Below are 18,595 nucleotides of genomic sequence, written 5' to 3'. Positions count from 1 at the left end.
TTACGAGGCAATCTACTGCTTCAGTAATCCCAGGGGATCGGTTGTGCAGGTTGTCAGCGCTTTCGTGCCTACGCCTGAGTCGGTAAAGGGAAATGCTCTGTCGGGCGCGTCGCGGTTGTAATCGCTCGCACCATAGCTGGGAGGGACGACCTTCTTCTGGACAAGACATGCGGCGATGATCTTCGCGTCGTCCAGATTCTGGGGGTTCCGGTGTGTGGCGAAGTAGAGCGAGCCGACGGTGTCGAAGCCCGATGACGCAGAGCAGCGGTCGGACAACGCGTTCGCTTTGTGCGACCCCATGTCTGGCGGGAAAGCAAAGCCCACCGAACCGTCCGGATTGAAGCCGTCGGAAGTCAGGCCAACCGCCTCGAGGCACGTGATGAATCCGAGTTCCACTTCAGCGAGCTCCTCACCGGAGACAGTCCCGTCTGACAACGCTTTCCTCTCGAAGTCGGAGGATGCCTCCCGGTAGGCGGAGGTGAAGGCCGGGGCCCACGGGCCGGAAAACTCGGGAACAGGAGAGTCCTGGTCTGACACGTGCGTTCCCGTGGAAGACGGGGGCGCGCTCGCGCAGCCACCCAGAGCCGCGAGAGACGTGAGCGCACAAACGGAGAGCGGCACCAGCAAAAAGACGTTCTTCAAACTCTTCCTCTCGTAGTGGGTCAAGGCACGGTGCGGGCCGGAGCGCGCAGACGGATATGGAGGGGGAAATGCCCGCCTGCGCGCCCCGGTCGACAGTGAATCACCCATGTTATGTGACTCGTGTTTCACCCTAGTGCATATATGCCCGGGGTGTAAATCATCTGTGCATAACGGTTCGACCCCTGGGGGAAATTCGGCCAGACTGGCAGGGTGACGAACTCCATCGAATCCCTGCCGACGCCCCGCCACCCCGATCCCTCAGACGCTCCATCGCTGCGGTGGGGCATCATCGCGCCCGGGGGGATCGCGAACGACTTCACCGACGCGATCCGGATGCACACCCGGCAGAAGGTCGTCGCCGTCGGGTCGCGCACCCTCGAGCGCGCCGCGGCCTTCGCCGCCCGACACGGATTCGAGCGCGCCTACGGTTCGTACGAAGAGCTGGTCGCCGACCCCGAGGTCGACGTCGTCTACGTCGCTTCGCCCCACAGCGAGCACGTCGCCCATGCGCTCCTCGCCATCGCCGCAGGAAAGCACGTGCTGATCGAGAAGCCGATGGCGGTGACCGCCGCCGGAGCGCGCAGCATCGCCGCGGCCGCGCGGGCTGCCGGGGTGTTCGCCATGGAGGCGATGTGGACGCGCTACCTGCCCCAGACGGACATCGCGCGACAGCTGCTCGCCGACGGGATGCTCGGCGACGTCGAGGTCGTCACCGCCGATTTCGGAGGAGCCGCCCCCTTCGACCCCGCCAGTCGTCTCTACGACCCGGCGCTGGCCGGTGGCGCGCTTCTCGACCTCGGCGTGTACGTCGTGTCGTGGGCATCGTTCGCGCTCGGCGCGCCTGAGCACGTCTTCGCGACGGGAAAGCTGGCGCCCACCGGCGTCGACGCCCAGGTCGCCCTGGTGCTCAGCTCCCCCGGCGGCGGGCAGGCCCTCCTGAGCACGAGCCTTCTGGCCGGCACGCCGTCATTGGGCACCATCAGCGGAACGAAGGGGCGGATCGAGACGGATGCTCCGTTCTGGGGGCCGAGCGGCATCCGGTTCCAGAGTCGCGGCGGCACCGAACTGCACTGGGTCGACCCGTACGGCAGGCCGTACCGGCAGGGAATGTCGTATGAGGCCGCGGCTCTCGCGCGCTACATCTCCGAGGGGCTGACGGACTCGCCGCTGCACCCCATCGACGAAGCGATCACCACCCTCGCGACGATCGACGAGGCGCGCCGCCAGGTGGGCTACCTGAACGTGGCGGGCGGGGCACAATAGACAGGTGACCGACCTGATGTTGACCTTCCCCTGGGAGGTCGACGTGACGGCGAAACCCGCCCATCTCTCGTACGAGACCCGCATCGTGGCCCGCGCAAGCGATCGTGTCGCCTGGCTTCGGGCGCGAAGCCGTGGCATCACCGCGACAGACGTCGCCAAGCTGTCCACCCCGCGATCTGTCCACAATGCTGCGCTCGACAAGCTGCACGGCACGGGCTTCACCGGCAATGTCTACACCGAGCACGGCCGGGCACGCGAACCGCAGATCGCATCCTGGGTGCGGGCCACCCACGGCATCGACCCCAGCGACGCGCTCTTCCACGCAGAAGCGAGCCGCAAACACCTCGCCACGCCCGACGGGCTCGTCGTGCGCGACAACGGTGCGATCGAACTCGCCGAGATCAAGACGACGAACAAGGGATGGCGCAGCATCCCCCGCAATTACCTGCGGCAGGTGTGGTGGCAGCAGTACGTGCTCGGCGCTGAACGCACGCTCCTCGTCTGGGAGCAGCACAAAGACTTCATCCCCGTCGGCAGTGAGCCGGAATGCCGCTGGATCGACCGCGACGAGAACGAGATCGCCATCCTGGTCTCGCTCGCCGACCAGCTCATCGCGACGCTTATGCGGACTCGCTGAGTCCCGAAGGGCGCGGCCACGCGGTGGGCTCGCCGTTCATCCGCTCCTGCAGCTCCGGATCGAGCAGCACGGTGCCCACGCGATCGCGCCCCTCGAGCACCAGCGCCATGCCGTACGTCGCGAGCCACGCGATCGCGACGGTCATGCCGGCGAACTCCAGCCACGAACCGAAGTCGACGGCGATGTGCACCAGCGCCAGCACCCCGCCGGCCCCGGAGATCGCACCGACGGCGATGCTGCAGACCAGCGAGAAGCGGGCAACACGAGGCCGACGGCGCGAGAAGGCCACCTGCAGCATCGCGTAGCAGGCCGCTGCGAACCCGAGCACCGCGAATACCGTGTGCGTGAGGTCCTGCGTCGTCGAACGCGGGTCCACGAACGGAACAGGACACGTCGCCGTGCAGGTGACCTGCGACGCCACCCCGAAACAGAGACCGGCGAAGCCGATGGTCACCGCGGGAAGCCAGCTGCCCAGCACGCGGACATCCGATCGGGCGTGGTCCGCGGCGAGCGCGATGGTGATCCCACCGGCGGCGATGCAGAGAAGTGCCACAGCGAACGGGCCCGCCGTCGGTGCGCCGACGGCGCCCAGCTCACTGACATATACCGGATACGGCACGGTGAGACGCGCGGCCCAGATGATCACGAGACCCGCGAGCACAGACCCGGTGCCGAAGACGACGAGCGCCGGGGACGCCCACTGCCACGCACGGGCCAGTGGGCCGGACAGACCTCTCACCCTGCAACTCCTCGCCGGCGACGGGGCCGGCGGTGGATCCGTCCGGCATTTCGTCAAGAATCGTAGCGCCCGGACCTGAGCGGTTCACGAGACACCGAGAGGGGGTATCCGAAACGGATTGTTCACAACCGGTGACGCCCCCGTAACACGGGTGACGCATTGGCAGGTTTGACTGGATACGACACGAGGCACGACCCCGACAAAGACGGTCGCGGAATGCCATCGGTGACGACGAGGGGACGATTCATGCACCAGACCATGCGTGCTGCGGTTATCGACGGGCCCGGGGAGCCCGGCGTGTTCCGCGTGGCCGATCTCGCTGTGCCCAACCGCGTGAGTGCGGAGTTCCTCGTCAAAGTGGTCGCGGCGGGCGTGAACCCGATCGACGCGAAGACGCGGGCGGGGTCCGGTGTCTTCGACGCCATCCGCCTCTTCCCGAGCGTGCTCGGCCAGGATTTCAGCGGCGTCGTGGTGCAGTCGCCATACGACGCGCATCCGATCAAACCGGGCGACGAGGTGTTCGGAATGATCATGGTGCCGCGGTTCGGCGGAGCGTATGCCGAATACGTCACGGTTCCGAGCATCAGCGTCGTGCGCAAGCCCAGCACCCTCTCGCACATCGAGGCGGCCGGCGCACCACTTGCCGCACTCACCGCGTGGGGCATGGTGGTCGAGGTCGCGAAAGCCCACGAAGGGCAGCGGATGCTCATCCACGCGGGCAGCGGAGGCGTCGGCCACTTCGCGGTGCAGTTCGCTTCCTACTTCGGGGCGTATGTGATCGCGACATCGTCGGCACGCAACCTCGGCTGGCTGCGCGAACTCGGTGCGTCCGAGGTCATCGACTACGCCAACACCCGGTTCGAGGATGTCGTCGCGGATGTGGACGTCGTGATCGACCTGGTCGGCAACGTCAGCGACGACACGGGGTCACGCTCACTGAAAGTGCTCCGCCCCGGTGGACTCATCGTGAACGTGCCGACCGGCAGCTGGCCGTCGTTCACGGAGGAAGTGGCGGCCGCCGGGATGCGCGGCAGCGGATTCAAGGTCGCACCCGACGGCCACAGCCTCGCCGTCATTGCCCGGCTGCTCGAGTCGAGCGCGGTGCGCGTGCACGTCGACCGCATCTTCGACCTCGACCAGGTGGCCGACGCCCACCGCACGCTCGAACTCGGGCACACCCGCGGCAAGCTCGTGCTGAAGGTCGCCGAGGGCTGACGCGTCAGAATGCGCGCTCCATCACCCAGTCGTGCTCGAGGCGGTCGCCGACGAGGAAGCGCTTCGAACCGACCCGCTCGAACCCGTGCTTGCCGTAGAAGCGCTGGGCCCGCCCGTTCTCTTCGTTGACGCCGAGCCAGATCCCTCCGGCCTTCCTCGCGGTCGCCGCATCGATGCCGGCCCGCATCAGCAGGCCGGCGACCCCCGCACCGTGGTGACCGGGGAGCACATAACACTTGCTCAGTTCGATGGTCGGGCGCACACGGATCGCGCCGGCAGCGTCCGGGTCGGCGGGTTCGCCATCGACGAGCATCGCGTAGCCGACCGCGGCACCGTCGTCCGTCTCGGCGATCAGGAGGTCGCGGGCGGGGTCGGCCAGGTATTCGGTGAACCGTTCCTCCGAGAGCACGGTCGCGATGAACCGGGCCTTCGCTTCGTCGGTCGTGTGGGGCGGGCAGGCCAGCGGAAAGGTCACGGCTGCGACGGACGCGAGCGCGGGCGCATCCGCTGGGGTCGCCGGGCGGACGTTCACGGTCATCCGCCCACTGTACCGAGCCGCGCATACCGCCGCCTGCCGAGCCGCGCATACCGCCGCCGTACCGAGCCGCCCATCCCGCCGCCTCTGCCACATCCCCTCGCACCGCGAGCTGAACGCATGCGTTCATAAAACAGGAATCTGTGTGACAGAAGTACACGAAAGTGACCCCCGAGACGCAAAAAGCGTCTCAGGGGCCACACCCGTCACACGAACTCCTGTTTTGTGAACCGGGCGGATGCGCCCGGCCCCTCAGCTGGCGAGCGCCAGCGGCGCGGCCGCCGCGGGGTGCGTCTCGTCATCGACGAGATACCTCGCGTAGGCGCCGATGGTCAGGAACGTCGGGAACTCGGGCTGCAGCGCGACGTCGGTGAGCACATCCGCCGCCTCCGCGAAGCGGTCCCCCGGCGTTCCCGACAGGCGCACGAGCTCGTGGCCCAGGATGCGCGCCACCAGCTGGGCGTCGACGAGCGTGCCCTCAGCGGTGACGGTTCGGTTCTCGACCCACTGCCAGAGCTGCGAGCGCGAGATCTCCGCCGTGGCCGCATCCTCCATCAGATTGTCGATGGCGACGGCGCCGACACCCCGGAGCCAGGACTCGATGTAGCGCAGGGCGACGGTGACGTTGTCGCGCACGCCGTCGAGGGTGACCTCTCCCCCGATCGCGCTGATGTCGAGCAGCTGGGCGCCGTCGACCTGCACATCGGATCGCAGTCGGTCCAGCTGGTTGTGCCGGTCGCCGAACACGGCGTCGAACTCCGCCTGCGCCGTCGCGACGAGGTCCGGATGCGCGACCCAGGTGCCGTCGAACCCGTCGCCGGCTTCACGTCGCTTGTCCGCACCGACCTTCTCGAGCGCTTGCTCCGTGACCAGCGGATCGCGCCGGTTGGGGATGAACGCGCTCATGCCGCCGATGGCATATGCGCCGCGCCGGTGACAGGTCGCGACGAGCAACTCGGTGTACGCGCGCATGAACGGGACCGTCATCGTGATCTGCTTGCGGTCGGGAAAGACGAACCGGCGGCCACGTGACCGGAAGGTCTTGATGATGCTGAAGATGTAGTCCCAGCGTCCCGCATTGAGGCCGGCGCAGTGATCGCGTAGTTCGTAGAGGATCTCCTCCATCTGGAACGCGGCCTGGATGGTCTCGATGAGCACGGTCGCGCGGATGGTGCCCGCGGGCATCCCGATGTACGCCTGCGCGAACACGAAGATGTCGTTCCAGAGTCTGGCCTCTTCGTGGCTCTCGAGTTTCGGCAGGTAGAAGTACGGCCCGCGTCCGGCGTCGACGAGGCGGGCCGCGTTGTGCCAGAAGTACAGCCCGAAGTCGACGAGACTGGCCGATGCCGCCATGGAGCGCCCAGCCCGGTCGGTGAACTCGATGTGCTTCTCGACCAGGTGCCAGCCGCGCGGCCGCATGACGATGGTCGGAGTGCGCTCGGCCGTGACGTCGTACTGCTTGCCTTCTGGGCTCGTGTACGCGATGGTGCCGCGCGCGACGTCGAAGAGTGAGAGCTGGCCGCCGATGACGTTCGCCCAGGTCGGGCTGGTCGCGTCTTCGAGGTCGGCGAGCCATACCTTCGCGCCAGAGTTGAGTGCGTTGATGGTCATCTTGGGATCGGTCGGCCCGGTGATCTCGACGCGGCGGTCCTCCAGGCCGGGGCCCGCGCCCGCGACCCGCCACGACGCATCCTCACGGATGCTCTGCGTCTCGGCGAGGAACTGCGGGTCGCGCCCGTTCGCGGCGTCGACGCGTTTGCGCAGGCGCTCGGCCAGCAGATCGTGCCGGCGTGCGGCGAAGCGCTCGTGGAGCTCCCGCAGGAACCCGATCGCCTCGGGGGTCAGTATTTCGTCGAAGCGATCCTCGATCGCTCCCGTGATCTCGATCATGGTCTTTCTCCTGTCGGTCTTGTCAGAACTGTTCGGACTCGGTGCTGCCGACCAGGGCGAGCGTCGCGCTGTGGGGGTTGAGCGCGGTCGCGATGCGGTCGAAATAGCCCGTGCCGACCTCCCGCTGGTGGCGGGTCGCGGTGTAGCCGTTGCGCTCGGAGGCGAACTCGGCTTCCTGCAGTTCGACGTAGGCACTCATGTGACGCTCCGCGTAGTCCTGCGCGAGCGTGAACATCGAATGGTTCAGGGCGTGGAACCCGGCCAGCGTGATGAACTGGAACGCGTAACCGTATGAGGCGAGCTCACGCTGGAACCGGGCGATCTGGTCGTCGTCGAGATGGGATTTCCAGTTGAACGACGGCGAACAGTTGTAGGCGAGTTTCTTGCCGGGAAAGTCACGGTGGATGCGCTCGGCGAACGTCCGTGCGAGCTCCAGGTCGGGTTCGGCGGATTCGACCCACAGCAGGTCGGCATACGGCGCGTAGGCGAGACCCCGCGCGATCACCGGGTCGATGCCGTTGCGCACCTCGTAGAACCCTTCAGCGGTGCGTCCGCCGGTGAGGAACTCCCGGTCGCGCTCGTCGTGGTCGCTGGTGAGCAGCGTCGCCGCGAGCGAGTCGGTGCGGGCGATCACGACGGTGGGCACGCCCGCGACGTCGGCCGCGAGCCGCGCCGCGTTCAGTGTGCGGATGTGCTGCCCGGTCGGCACAAGCACCTTGCCTCCCATGTGCCCGCACTTCTTCTCGCTCGCCAGCTGGTCTTCCCAGTGCACGCCGGCCGCGCCGGCTTCGATCATCGACTGCATGAGTTCGTAGGCGTTAAGCGGGCCGCCGAAGCCGGCCTCGGCATCCGCCACGATCGGCGCCAGCCAGTCGCGCCGGTCGGTGCCGTCTTCGCCGGCCGAGATCTGGTCGGCGCGCAGCAGCGCATTGTTGATTCGGCGAACGACGGCGGGCACCGAGTTGGCCGGGTAGAGGCTCTGGTCGGGGTATGTCTGGCCGGAGAGGTTCGCGTCGGCGGCGACCTGCCAGCCCGAGAGGTAGATGGCTGTGAGTCCGGCGCGCACCTGCTGTACGGCCTGGTTACCGGTGAGCGCACCCAGGGCTGCGACCCACTGCGGGTCGTCCGCGGTGCCCGAATCGTGGATGAGGTCCCACAGCTTCTCGGCGCCGCGACGTGCGAGCGTGCGCTCTTCGCGGACCGTCCCGCGGAGAGCGACGACATCAGCGGCGGTGTAGTCGCGGCGGATGCCCTCCCAGCGCGGGTCCGCATCCCATTCGAGCTGCAACTCGGCTGCGGTCTGGGTCACGTCGCCGGGTCGGCTCTGGATGTTCTCTGCGGTGCTCACGGGGTCCTCCATCGGGGTCGGGCGGGTGCTGTTTCTCCGATCATTCGGGGTGCGCAAGACCCATGGAGAGGATTGGCGAGCAGAACTTTCGCCGTTCTTCTGTTTGTCAGAACTTCCGCGCCGTGTCAGCATGTCCTGCATGACGGGCAGCGAAGCCACCGCAACGATCACGTTCACCGCCGATGACGACGACACCGGCGCCGATGTCGACGCGCTCACGCTCGGGCGGCGCGTCCGGGCGTTCCGCATCCAGCGCGGGCTCACGCTCGACGCCCTCGCGGCCGCCATCGACCGTGCGCCGTCGCAGGTCTCCACGATCGAGAACGGCAACCGCGAACCGCGGCTCGCCCTCCTGCGCTCGATCGCATCCGCCCTCTCCGTCACCGTCGACGACCTGCTCTCGCCGGAGCCGCCGAACGAGCGAGCCGCCCTCGAGATCGCGGTCGAGCGCGCGCAGCGCGGGCCGGTGTTCGCAGCGCTCGGGCTCGAACCGGTGCGGATCTCCAAGGCGCAGAGCGACGAGAACCTGCGCACGATCCTCGCGCTGCACCAGGAGGTCGAGCGCCTGCACCGCGAACGGGCGGCCACTCCAGAGGAGGCACGACGTGCGAATGCTGAGCTGCGGCGCACGATGCGCGCCCGCGACAACTACTTCGGCGAGCTCGAAGACATGGCCACCGACCTGCTCGCCGCCGTCGGCCACACCGGCGGACCGGTGTCGCACCAGGTGGTCTCCGACATGGCGAGCCACCTGGGATTCTCGCTGCACTACGTCGGCGACCTGCCGCATTCGACGCGCTCGGTCACCGACAAGCGCAACGGGCGCATCTACCTGCCGACCGAGCAGTCCGCCTCGCGCGACTCGCGTTCTCCGATCCTGCAGGCGTTCGCCTCACACCTCTGCGGCCACGACGAACCCAGAAATTACGCCGACTTTCTGCGCCAGCGCGTGGAGACCAACTACCTGACCGCAGCGATCCTGCTGCCGCAGAGAGACGCCGTCGCGTTCCTGGCCGAGGCCAAGAACTTCCGCCGCATCTCGATGGAGGACCTGCGCGACGCTTTCGCGGTCTCGTATGAGACGGCCGCGCATCGCTTCACCAACCTCGCCACCGCTCGCCTCGGCATCCCGGTGCATTTCATGAAAGTCCACGAGTCGGGCACGATCATCAAGGCGTACGAGAACGACTCCGTCGCGTTCCCGTCGGATGCGCTGGGAGCGATCGAGGGAACCACCGTCTGCCGCAGCTGGACCGCCCGCACCGTATTCGACGTCGACGACCGGTTCAGCCCGTACTACCAGTACACGGATACGCCGCGCGGCACGTTCTGGTGCACCTCGCGCATCGAGAAGGCCAAGGAAGGCGACTACTCGGTGAGTGTCGGCGTGCCGTTCGAGCACGTCAAGTGGTTCCGCGGGCGGGAGACGCCGCACCGGGCAGTGTCACGGTGCCCGGACGAATCGTGCTGCCGGAGCGCCCCGACGGCCCTTGCCGAGAAGTGGGAAGGCCAGTCGTGGCCGAGCGCGCGCACCCCGACGAGCCTGCTCGCGGCCTTGCCGACGGGCACCTTCCCCGGCGTCGACTCGACCGAGGTCTACACCTTTCTCGAGCGCCACCAGCCCCACTGACCCGCGCGCTCCGCGCCCGCGCCGCGCCCGCGCCGCGCCCGCCACGTGCGTCGAGCACAGGGAAAAACACGCCAAGACTCGGATTCAGCATGCTTTTTCCTGTGGTCGACGAGGTTTGGCCGAGGTCAGGGGTCAGACGTCTTTGAGGGTCCAGCGGGTGAGGGTGGGCGCGCCGAGGGTGCCCGAGATGTCGCACAACGCGACGATGCTGGCGAAACCGTCGTGCACTCCGGGCGGCGGCGCCATCGAGACGATGACGTTCCAGGTCCCGTCGGGGTTCCTGGTCGGCGCGTGTGCCGCGTCGTACGGACGCAATGTCGCCCCCGGCGTCCGGTTGATGTATTCCGCCTCGCCGAGCACAGCGCACGCGGTCCATGCCGTCATCGCGTCGATCGGGTCGTCCGGCGACGGTACGGCCGGGGTCGGCGCAGCCGTCGTCGTGACGGTCACCGTCGGCGTCGGAACGGGTGCGGGCGGGTCGCTTGCTGCCCCCGCCGAGCATCCGGAAATGCCTGCGGCAATAGCGAGCGCCCCCGCACCGGCCACCGCGAGAGCGCGCAAAAGCCTGCGACGTTTCATGTGATCCCCCCAAAAGGATATGCAGTCACCCTGACCTTATTCCCGGCGCTACGCCGGACGGAATGGCCGGAAAATCACGATTTCGCGACGGAATCCGGCGTCAGGGTCACGCGGTCCCCGACAGAATGACAGGAACCAAAGCGAAGAGGCGGGGATCGACGTGGGCAGCACAGTTTTCGAAAGAGCGCGACCGGACGAATCCGTCATCGGCCACGCACTGTCGGGCACGCGCCAGTCCCCGTTCTGGATCGAGGACGCCCCGGCAGACGACTATGCGGCCCTGGCCGCCGACACGCATTGCGACCTCGCGGTCGTCGGCGGCGGCTACTCGGGCCTGTGGACCGCGCTGCTCGCCAAGCGCGAGAACCCGTCGGCCCGGGTCGTGCTGCTCGAGGCGAAGCGGATCGGCTGGGCCGCATCGGGGCGCAACGGCGGTTTCTGCGAATCCAGCCTCACCCACGGCGACGAGAACGGGCGCACCCGGTTTCCGAAAGAGTTCGACCAGCTTCAGAAGCTCGGCCGGGCGAACCTCGACGACATCGAGCGCACCGTGAACGAGCTGGGCCTCGACTGCGACTTCGAGCGCAACGGCGCGATCGACATCGCGACCGAACCGCACCAGGTCGAGTGGATGCGCGAGGGTGCGAACGGCGACGAGGCCGTCTTCCTCGACGCGGATGCCGTACGCGCCCAGGTGAACTCGCCCACCTTCGAGGCCGGACTGTTCCGCCCCCGCGACTCAGCCCTCATCCACCCGGCGAAGCTGACCGTGGCACTCGCGCGCGCCTGCGCAGAGCTCGGGGTCGAGATCCACGAGCACACACCCGTCGAAGGCCTCGACACCAGCAGCCTCAGCGTCACGCAGGGCGCCGAACTCCGGACTCCGCGCGCCACGGTGCGCGCACACAAGGTCGCCCTCGCGACCAACGTCTTCCCGTCGCTGCTGAAACGCAACCGGCTCGCGACCGTGCCCGTCTACGACTACGTGCTGATGACCGAACCGCTGACGGATGCGCAACTCGCGTCCATCGGCTGGGAGGGCCGCCAGGGTCTCGGCGACGCCGCCAACCAGTTCCACTACTACCGGCTGAGCCGCGACAACCGCATCCTCTGGGGCGGCTACGACGCGATCTACCACTACGGCGGCCGGGTGCGCGACGGGTACGAGGACCGCCCGGAGACGTTCCAGCGCCTCGCGAGCCACTTCTTCACCACGTTCCCGCAGCTGGAGGGCATCCGCTTCACCAACAAGTGGGCGGGCGCCATCGACACGTGCAGCCGCTTCTGCGCGTTCTTCGGCAGTGCGCGGGACGGACGCGTCGCCTACGCGACCGGGTTCACCGGTCTCGGAGTCGCATCCACCCATTTCGGCGCGCAGGTGATGCTCGACCTGCTCGAAGGACGCTCGACCGAGCGCACCGAGCTCGAGATGGTGAAGAGCCGCCCGCTGCCTTTTCCGCCGGAGCCGGCCGCATCCCTCGGCATCAACCTGACGCGCTGGTCGCTCGACCGCGCCGACCACAACGACGGCAAGCGCAACCTGTTCCTCAAGACGCTCGACGCGGTCGGCCTCGGCTTCGACTCCTGATTCGGCCCGAAAACCCCGCACACCTCAGCAAGGAGCTCACTGTGACCGACTCCCCCGACACCACCGGCGCTGTCAGGCTGAGGCACATCTCCCTCGCCAGCGCATAGGAGCACTGTTCACATGGATGCACTCGAAACGGTCGGCCGCATCGGAGCCGCCGACCTCGAGCTCGACCTCGAGCCCGTACCGGTCGGGCAGGTGGTGACCGGTGCGCCCGCGACCGGCGCAACTGCGTTCGGCACGTTCGGCGCCCACGAGGTCGGCGTGTGGGAGATGACGCCCGGAGCGATGAGCGACGTCGAAGCCGACGAGCTGTTCGTGGTGGTGTCGGGGCGGGCGACGGTCGAATTCGTCGACACGGGAGCGTGGATGCTGCTCGGGCCCGGCGATGTGGTGCAGCTTCGCGCGGGCGCCCGCACGGTGTGGACGGTGACGGAGACGCTGCGGAAGGTGTACCTGGCGTAGGCGGAGCGCTCTCGCGCGCGAAAGGTGCGAGAAGTGGCCTAAGCGCGAACAGTTCACTACTTCTCGCACCTTTCGTTTCGTTGCCGTGGTTTTCCACAGATTCGGCATCGGAGGCACGGGCTTGACGGGCGACCGGCATCCTATTGGGATGCGCCGCCCGCTCGAGCTCCCGCCAGAGTTGCGGTCGACGCATTTCTCCACCTCCACTGCCGCTGTTCACGGAGTTGGAGCCTGGCGGCTCCGCGTCGGCTCGATCGAGCATCCGTTCTACGGGGTGAATACGCTGGCGGGCACGGATGAGCCCGGCCAACCTGATCGACCCGGTGATGTCGTTAGGCAACTCTGTGATGCATACCTGGTGCGGATGCTGCCAGGCCAGTGGTTCAGCCACGACACCGGCGCCGCGCTTGTGGGCATCCCGCTCCCGCCAAACCTCCCGACTGGCTCCGTACACGTCAGTGTGCGCGCGCCACGCACTCCACCGCGTGCGGCAGGTGTGGCAGGACATCGGATATCTGCGGATGTCCGCGTCGGCCTAGCTCGAGACAAGTATCCGACCTGTTCGCCGGTCGATCTATGGTGCCAACTGTCGACGCGGGTGGGGCGATCTGACCTGGTCGCTGCCGGAGACTTTCTTGTGGGCTCGCGTAACCGTGAACCGGTTGCCTATCTCGCCGAGCTGGTGAATGCGTCGGAGCGGTTCGGCGGAAAGCGCGGTGCAGTCAATCGTGCCTGGGCTCTGGAGCGCATCCGCTTTGGTGCTGACTCGGCGCCGGAAACACTTCTCCGCCTGCGACTTGTCGAGGCAGGTCTGCCTGAGCCCGACGTGCAGCCTCCCGTGGCTGTTGCTGATGGGAACCTTGTGCTGCATCCCGACCTCCTTCTTCCGGATGCCCGGGTCACCTTCGAGTACGAAGGTGACGGTCACCGCGTCGATCGTCGGCAATGGCAGCTCGATATCGACCGTGAGGAACTGTTTCGGCGCGCCGGCTACGAGGTGGTCAGGGTTACGGCGCAGCACCTTTTCGGCAGGCGTCAGGAATTCGACGATCGTCTTCAGCGTCTCGGCCTTCTTCTCGCGAAAGGTGCAAGAAGTGGACTTCGTCGCGGCGATTGACTCCTTTTCGCACCTTTCGCGGCCGCGGAGAGACGGGTCAGGCAGACACCCGTCTCGCCAGGAGCGCTGCGTGGAGGGCGCTCACGGTCTCGCCGTCGTCGAGGTCGGCACCGAGAAGGTCCTCGATGAGGGCTATCCGCTGGTAGAAGACCGACCGGGAGAGATGGCTCGACGCGGCCGCCTTCGTGCGGTTGCCCGGATTCGCGGCGTAGGCGTGCAGCACCGTGAGCAGGTCGCCCCCGTTATCGAGGTCGTACTCGATCAGTGGCCGGAGCATCTGCTCACTGTGCGCCTGGAGCCGTGGATCGCTTCCGAAGGAATTGATGAAGCGCAGCAACGGCCTGCTGTCCACCCGGTACACCGTGAGGTTGCGGCGTTTGCTCCCGCCGTTGCGGGCGAGCAGCTCTGTCGCCTCCTCCACAGAGGCGAGCAGACCCGGGATGTCCACAGCTTCGGCTCCGACCGACACGACGAGTTCTTCGACGGCAAGACTTGCTGCATGCGAATAACGACGAGCGAAGGTGTCGATTGCGTGGTCGGTCAGCTGCTGGTTCTGACCGAGCGACAGGGCGACGATGAGCTGCGCTCGCGATGCGGTCGGATGCGCGCCGGCCAGCGCATCCACGCCGATCTCGCGTGCCGCGGCGAGCGCGGCGGAGGCGTCGGCCGTGCCGGAACGCGAAGCCAGTGCGAGACCTACCAGCCGCCGCCCGCGCACCGCGATGCCGGCGGCTTCGAATCGCGCGACCAGGCCGCTCTCGCTGCTGAAGCGTCCCCCGACGAGCGCACGGAGCAGGTGCTCGTGACTCTGCCTGGTCCACTCGTCGGCGTCGCGGTCGGCCAGTCGGCTGAGCGCGAGCGCCACGGCCGCCTGCTCGAGCACGTTCGACCGGCCTGCCGGGTGCGGTTCGCCGGGCAACGCGATGAGGTGGCCCCAGCGGATCCCGCGCGCTTCGACGGGCGTGATCAGCCAGTCAGTGTCCTGAGCTCGGTGCGCCTGTCGCGAGCGCTGTTCCCACTCGTCGAGCACGTCGTCACCGGCGTCGAGCGCCTCGAACGCGACGACCTGGTGGTTGAGGTTCTCGAGCACAACGGGCGCGCCGAGCACGCGACCGACCTGGGAGACGATGAAGTCGGCAGGGCTCCCCCGCAGGCTCAGCTCGGTGAAGAGGGCGTGGATGTCGTCCCGGGCACGCAGCGCCGCCATCTGGTCCGAGATGATCCGGGAATGCACCGCCTCGGTGATGGCCACGAACCGGGCTTCGCGGTGGAGCACGATCAGGGGGAGGCCGAGGGCGGTCGCTTCGGCGATCAGAGCGGCGGGCACGGCGTCGAATCGCACTCCGAGCTCGAGGGCCAGCCCAGCGATTCCGGCGCTGACGAGCTGCGCGACGAAGCCGCGCAGGCCCGCGTCGTCGCTCGGCCAGCCGACGCCGGTCGAGAACAGGAGTTCCCCGCCACTCACGAGGTGGGCGACCGAGGCGGTCTCGGTCACGTGCACCCACCGCACCGGCCGGTCGAGATGATCGGCACCGGCGAGCACCTCAGGCAGCGCGCCGGCGACCTCATCGAACCGGAGAACCTCGCGGATCGTAGGCAGCACCGCACCGGCATCGCCCGTGGGCACGCCTACCGCCGGACGATGTGTACTGTCAGCACCAAAGCTGCGACGATCTGCCAACGAGTCCTCCCGAACTGCTCTGCAATCATTGGGATGTAAGCCTAGTGCCCAGCCCGGGCATTTTGTCCGGCAGCGGCGCACGAAGGTGTCGCTGCCGGCCCGTTCAGAGAGGTAGGCCGACCGTGGCCCTCATTCGACACGTCGTCAACGGCGAAGAGTTCGGCACCGCCGAACGCACCGGACCCGTCTTCAACCCCGCGACCGGAGAGCAGCAGCACGAGGTCGTCCTCGGCTCCGTCTCCGACGTCGAGGCCGCGATCGCAGCCGCCAAGGCCGCCCTTCCGGCCTGGCGCGCAACGAGCCTGACCAAGCGTGCGGACGTCATGTTCCGCCTCCGCCACCTCCTCAAGGAGCGCACCTCCGAACTCGCCGCGATCGTCACCAGCGAGCACGGCAAAGTACTCTCCGACGCGGCAGGCGAAATCGGGCGCGGCCTCGAGAACGTCGAGTTCGCATCCGGGCTCATCAACCTCCTCAAGGGCGAGTACAGCCAGCAGGTCTCGACAGGCATCGACGTGCACAGCGTCAAGCAGCCCGTCGGAGTCGTCGGCTGCATCACGCCGTTCAACTTCCCGGTGATGGTCCCGCTGTGGATGGTCGCCAGCGCCATCGCGTGCGGCAACACCGTCGTGCTCAAGCCGAGCGAGAAGGACCCGTCCGCGTCGGTCTTCCTCGCACGGCTGTTCCTCGAGGCCGGGCTGCCTGCCGGCGTGCTCAACGTCGTGCACGGTGACAAGGTCGCCGTCGACACCATCCTCGACAGCCCCGACGTCGACGCTGTCAGCTTCGTCGGATCCACCCCGATCGCCCAGTCGATCTACCAGCGAGCGAGCACCAACGGCAAGCGCGTCCAGGCACTCGGCGGCGCGAAGAACCACATGGTCGTGCTCGAAGACGCAGACATCGAAGCGGCCGCCGACGCCGCCGTCTCCGCCGCGTACGGCTCTGCCGGCGAGCGTTGCATGGCCGTCAGCGTGCTCGTCGCCGTCGGCGAGGTCGGCGACCCGCTCGTCGCCGCCATCGAACGCCGCCTCGGCGGCCTCGTCATCGGAGACGGCACCCACGCCGACTCCGAGATGGGCCCGCTGATCACGCGCGAGCACCGCGACAAGGTCGCCTCCTATGTGACCGGCGCCGCCGGCGAGGGCGCGACCGTCGTCGTCGACGGTTCGCAGAAGGCCTTCGACAACGACGGATTCTTCATCGGTGTCAGCCTGCTCGACAATGTCGCCACGGACATGCGCGTCTACACCGACGAGATCTTCGGCCCGGTGCTGTCGGTCGTGCGCGTCGACACCCTCGACGAGGCGATCGCCCTCGTCAACTCCAACCAGTACGGCAACGGCGTCGCACTCTTCACCCGCGACGGTGGAGCAGCCCGCCAGTTCGAATTCGAGATCGAGGTCGGCATGGTCGGAGTCAACGTGCCCATCCCGGTGCCGATCGGTGCATTCTCGTTCGGCGGCTGGAAGAACTCGCTCTTCGGCGACGCGCACATCTACGGCCCGGAATCGTTCCACTTCTACACGCGTAGCAAGGTCGTGACCTCGCGCTGGCCCGACCCGGTGCACTCCAAGATCGAACTCGCGTTCCCCGGCAACTCCTGAAAGGCACCACCATGACAGACACCATTCAGGCCACGCAGGCGGATGCCGCGACCGGCGCCGTGACAGGCTCTGTGACCCGCTCTGTGACCGGCTACACCGACCGGCTCGGCAACAGGCACGCGTTCGGGGATGCCGCCGCAGAGCAGCAGGTGCGTTCCGATGACCGCAACCACGTCTTCCACTCCTGGAGCGCGCAGGCCCAGATCAACCCGCTGCCCATCGCGGCGGGTGAAGGCTCAACGTTCTGGGACTATGACGGCAACGCCTACCTCGATTTCAGCTCGCAGCTCGTGAACCTCAACCTGGGTCACCAGCACCCAGACCTCGTTCGCGCGATTCAGGACCAGGCGGGCCGACTCGCCACCATCCAGCCGTCGATGGCGAGCGACGTGCGCGGCGAACTCGCCCGACGCATCGCCCAAGTGGCACCCGGCGACCTCAACAAGGTGTTCTTCACCAACGGCGGAGCGGATGCCAACGAGTACGCCGTCAGAATGGCCCGCCGCGTCACCGGCCGCCGCAAGGTGCTCTCGATGTACCGGTCGTACCACGGCGGCACGTCGACGGCCATCTCGCTCACCGGCGACCCCCGCCGCTGGGCGAACGAGCCGAGCGACTCATCCGTCGCCCACTTCTTCGGCCCGTACCTGTACCGGTCGGCTTTCCACGCCACCACACCGCACGAAGAGACGCAGCGCGCGCTCGAACACCTCGAGAACGTGATCGTGCTCGAAGGCGCATCGACCGTCGCTGCGATCATCATCGAGACGGTCGTCGGAACCAACGGCGTGCTCGTTCCGCCGCCCGGCTACCTGGCCGGTGTGCGTGCACTGTGCGACAAGTACGGCATCGTCTATATCGCCGACGAGGTCATGGTCGGGTTCGGCCGCATCGGCGAATGGTTCGCGGTCGATGCGTTCGGGGTCACTCCAGACCTGATCACCTTCGCCAAAGGCGTGAACTCGGGCTACGTACCGCTCGGCGGCGTCGTCATCTCCGACCGCATCGCATCGTTCTTCGACGACGTGCCGTTCCAGGGCGGCCTGACCTACTCCGGGCATCCGCTCGCCTGCGCAGCCGGCGTTGCGACGTTCGACGTGTTCGAGCGCGACGACATCCTCGAGCGCGTGCGCGACCTCGGCGAGCGTGTCATCGAGCCCGAGATCACCTCGTGGCTCGAGCGTCACCCGTCACTCGGCGAGGTGCGCGGCCGCGGACTGTTGTGGGCGCTCGAACTGGTGCGCTCGCGCGACACGCGCGAGCCTCTTGTTCCGTTCAACGCCGCCGGCGCCGACGCCGCCCCGATGGGTGAGGTCGCCGCAGCATGCAAGGCCGCGGGAGTGTGGCCGTTCACCCACTTCAACCGTATCCACATCGCACCGCCGCTGATCATCAGCGAAGCCGAACTGCGCCGTGGCCTCGCTGCCATCGACGCGGCACTCACCGTGGCCGACCGCTTCACGGAGTAGCCGGCCCAGTAACGCGCCGAGAGTTACCGTTCCGGTCGAGCGTGCCCGCCACAAGCGCCACGCTCGACCGGAACAGGCACACTCGTGCCGGGCGCGCTACTCGCGCCAATCGCGCCGGGCGCGCCACTCGCACCACTCGCGCCGGGCGCGCCACTCGCGCCACTCGCGCCGGGCGCGCCACTCGCGCCAC

16 protein-coding genes are annotated in these 18,595 nt (G+C 67.7%); 9 read left to right on the top strand and 7 right to left on the bottom strand.

The annotated features are described in order from the left end of the window. Positions 1-12: 12 nt before the first annotated feature. Complete coding sequence (locus tag ACPPVQ_RS05170; RefSeq protein WP_426519313.1) at positions 13-537, bottom strand: hypothetical protein; 525 nt, start codon at positions 535-537, stop codon at positions 13-15. A 315-nt stretch (positions 538-852) separates the two neighbouring features. On the opposite strand from ACPPVQ_RS05170, the gene ACPPVQ_RS05165 reads away from it, so the two are divergent. Together ACPPVQ_RS05165 and ACPPVQ_RS05160 are read left to right on the top strand one after the other, a co-directional pair. Then, entirely contained in the window at positions 853-1,905 is a 1,053-nt protein-coding gene (locus ACPPVQ_RS05165) for a Gfo/Idh/MocA family protein (protein ID WP_426519311.1), read from the top strand. Between the two features lie 4 nt (positions 1,906-1,909). Then, positions 1,910-2,542: a YqaJ viral recombinase family protein gene (locus tag ACPPVQ_RS05160; RefSeq protein WP_426519309.1), complete on the top strand. Its 633-nt coding sequence runs from the start codon at positions 1,910-1,912 to the stop codon at positions 2,540-2,542. Here the strand turns inward: ACPPVQ_RS05160 and ACPPVQ_RS05155 are convergent. Beyond that, on the bottom strand, positions 2,526-3,281 hold the full coding sequence (locus ACPPVQ_RS05155; RefSeq protein ID WP_426519307.1) for a DUF998 domain-containing protein: 756 nt from the start codon (positions 3,279-3,281) through the stop codon (positions 2,526-2,528). The two genes, ACPPVQ_RS05160 and ACPPVQ_RS05155, sit on opposite strands and share 17 nt — an antisense overlap. A gap of 246 nt (positions 3,282-3,527) precedes the next feature. Here ACPPVQ_RS05155 and ACPPVQ_RS05150 point away from each other — a divergent pair, with 246 nt between their 5' ends. After that, positions 3,528-4,496 carry an NADP-dependent oxidoreductase gene (locus ACPPVQ_RS05150; RefSeq protein ID WP_426519305.1) on the top strand — a complete coding sequence of 323 codons (969 nt, stop codon included), beginning with the start codon at positions 3,528-3,530 and terminating at the stop codon, positions 4,494-4,496. Positions 4,497-4,500: 4 nt separating this feature from the next. Here ACPPVQ_RS05150 and ACPPVQ_RS05145 read toward each other — a convergent pair whose 3' ends face one another. From ACPPVQ_RS05145 to aceA, 3 genes are all read right to left on the bottom strand, one after another. Then, the gene (locus ACPPVQ_RS05145; protein ID WP_426519303.1) at positions 4,501-5,034 is read right to left on the bottom strand and encodes an N-acetyltransferase family protein; all 534 of its coding nucleotides are present in this window, start codon (positions 5,032-5,034) and stop codon (positions 4,501-4,503) included. 249 nt (positions 5,035-5,283) lie between these two features. After that, on the bottom strand, positions 5,284-6,921 hold the full coding sequence (aceB, locus tag ACPPVQ_RS05140; protein WP_426519301.1) for a malate synthase A: 1,638 nt from the start codon (positions 6,919-6,921) through the stop codon (positions 5,284-5,286). A 22-nt stretch (positions 6,922-6,943) separates the two neighbouring features. Then, positions 6,944-8,281, bottom strand: a complete 1,338-nt coding sequence (aceA, locus tag ACPPVQ_RS05135; protein WP_426519299.1) for an isocitrate lyase — start codon at positions 8,279-8,281, stop codon at positions 6,944-6,946. Positions 8,282-8,408: 127 nt separating this feature from the next. On the opposite strand from aceA, the gene ACPPVQ_RS05130 reads away from it, so the two are divergent. Then, entirely contained in the window at positions 8,409-9,899 is a 1,491-nt protein-coding gene (locus tag ACPPVQ_RS05130; RefSeq protein WP_426519297.1) for a helix-turn-helix domain-containing protein, read from the top strand. Positions 9,900-10,031: 132 nt separating this feature from the next. On the opposite strand, the gene ACPPVQ_RS05125 is transcribed toward ACPPVQ_RS05130, so the two are convergent. Further along, positions 10,032-10,478: a hypothetical protein gene (locus tag ACPPVQ_RS05125; protein WP_426519295.1), complete on the bottom strand. Its 447-nt coding sequence runs from the start codon at positions 10,476-10,478 to the stop codon at positions 10,032-10,034. A gap of 160 nt (positions 10,479-10,638) precedes the next feature. On the opposite strand from ACPPVQ_RS05125, the gene ACPPVQ_RS05120 reads away from it, so the two are divergent. From ACPPVQ_RS05120 to ACPPVQ_RS05110, 3 genes are all read left to right on the top strand, one after another. Beyond that, a complete protein-coding gene (locus ACPPVQ_RS05120) occupies positions 10,639-12,066 on the top strand; it encodes an NAD(P)/FAD-dependent oxidoreductase (protein WP_426519293.1) in 1,428 nt (475 codons plus the stop codon). A gap of 120 nt (positions 12,067-12,186) precedes the next feature. Beyond that, positions 12,187-12,531: a cupin domain-containing protein gene (locus ACPPVQ_RS05115; protein WP_426519291.1), complete on the top strand. Its 345-nt coding sequence runs from the start codon at positions 12,187-12,189 to the stop codon at positions 12,529-12,531. A gap of 148 nt (positions 12,532-12,679) precedes the next feature. Next, positions 12,680-13,648, top strand: a complete 969-nt coding sequence (locus ACPPVQ_RS05110; RefSeq protein ID WP_426519289.1) for a hypothetical protein — start codon at positions 12,680-12,682, stop codon at positions 13,646-13,648. Positions 13,649-13,685: 37 nt separating this feature from the next. Here the strand turns inward: ACPPVQ_RS05110 and ACPPVQ_RS05105 are convergent, their stop codons facing one another. After that, on the bottom strand, positions 13,686-15,275 hold the full coding sequence (locus tag ACPPVQ_RS05105; RefSeq protein WP_426519287.1) for a PucR family transcriptional regulator: 1,590 nt from the start codon (positions 15,273-15,275) through the stop codon (positions 13,686-13,688). Positions 15,276-15,451: 176 nt separating this feature from the next. Between ACPPVQ_RS05105 and ACPPVQ_RS05100 the strand changes: the two genes are divergently transcribed. Beyond that, positions 15,452-16,936: a CoA-acylating methylmalonate-semialdehyde dehydrogenase gene (locus ACPPVQ_RS05100; protein WP_426519285.1), complete on the top strand. Its 1,485-nt coding sequence runs from the start codon at positions 15,452-15,454 to the stop codon at positions 16,934-16,936. Between the two features lie 11 nt (positions 16,937-16,947). Next, positions 16,948-18,405: an aspartate aminotransferase family protein gene (locus tag ACPPVQ_RS05095; RefSeq protein WP_426519283.1), complete on the top strand. Its 1,458-nt coding sequence runs from the start codon at positions 16,948-16,950 to the stop codon at positions 18,403-18,405. Positions 18,406-18,595 lie beyond the last annotated feature (190 nt).

The organism is Leifsonia sp. McL0618, from assembly GCF_049994905.1.
GTDB lineage: Bacteria > Actinomycetota > Actinomycetes > Actinomycetales > Microbacteriaceae > Diaminobutyricibacter.
The sequence above is the reverse complement of the archived record's forward strand: the minus strand, read 5'-3'. Positions and strand labels throughout refer to the sequence as shown.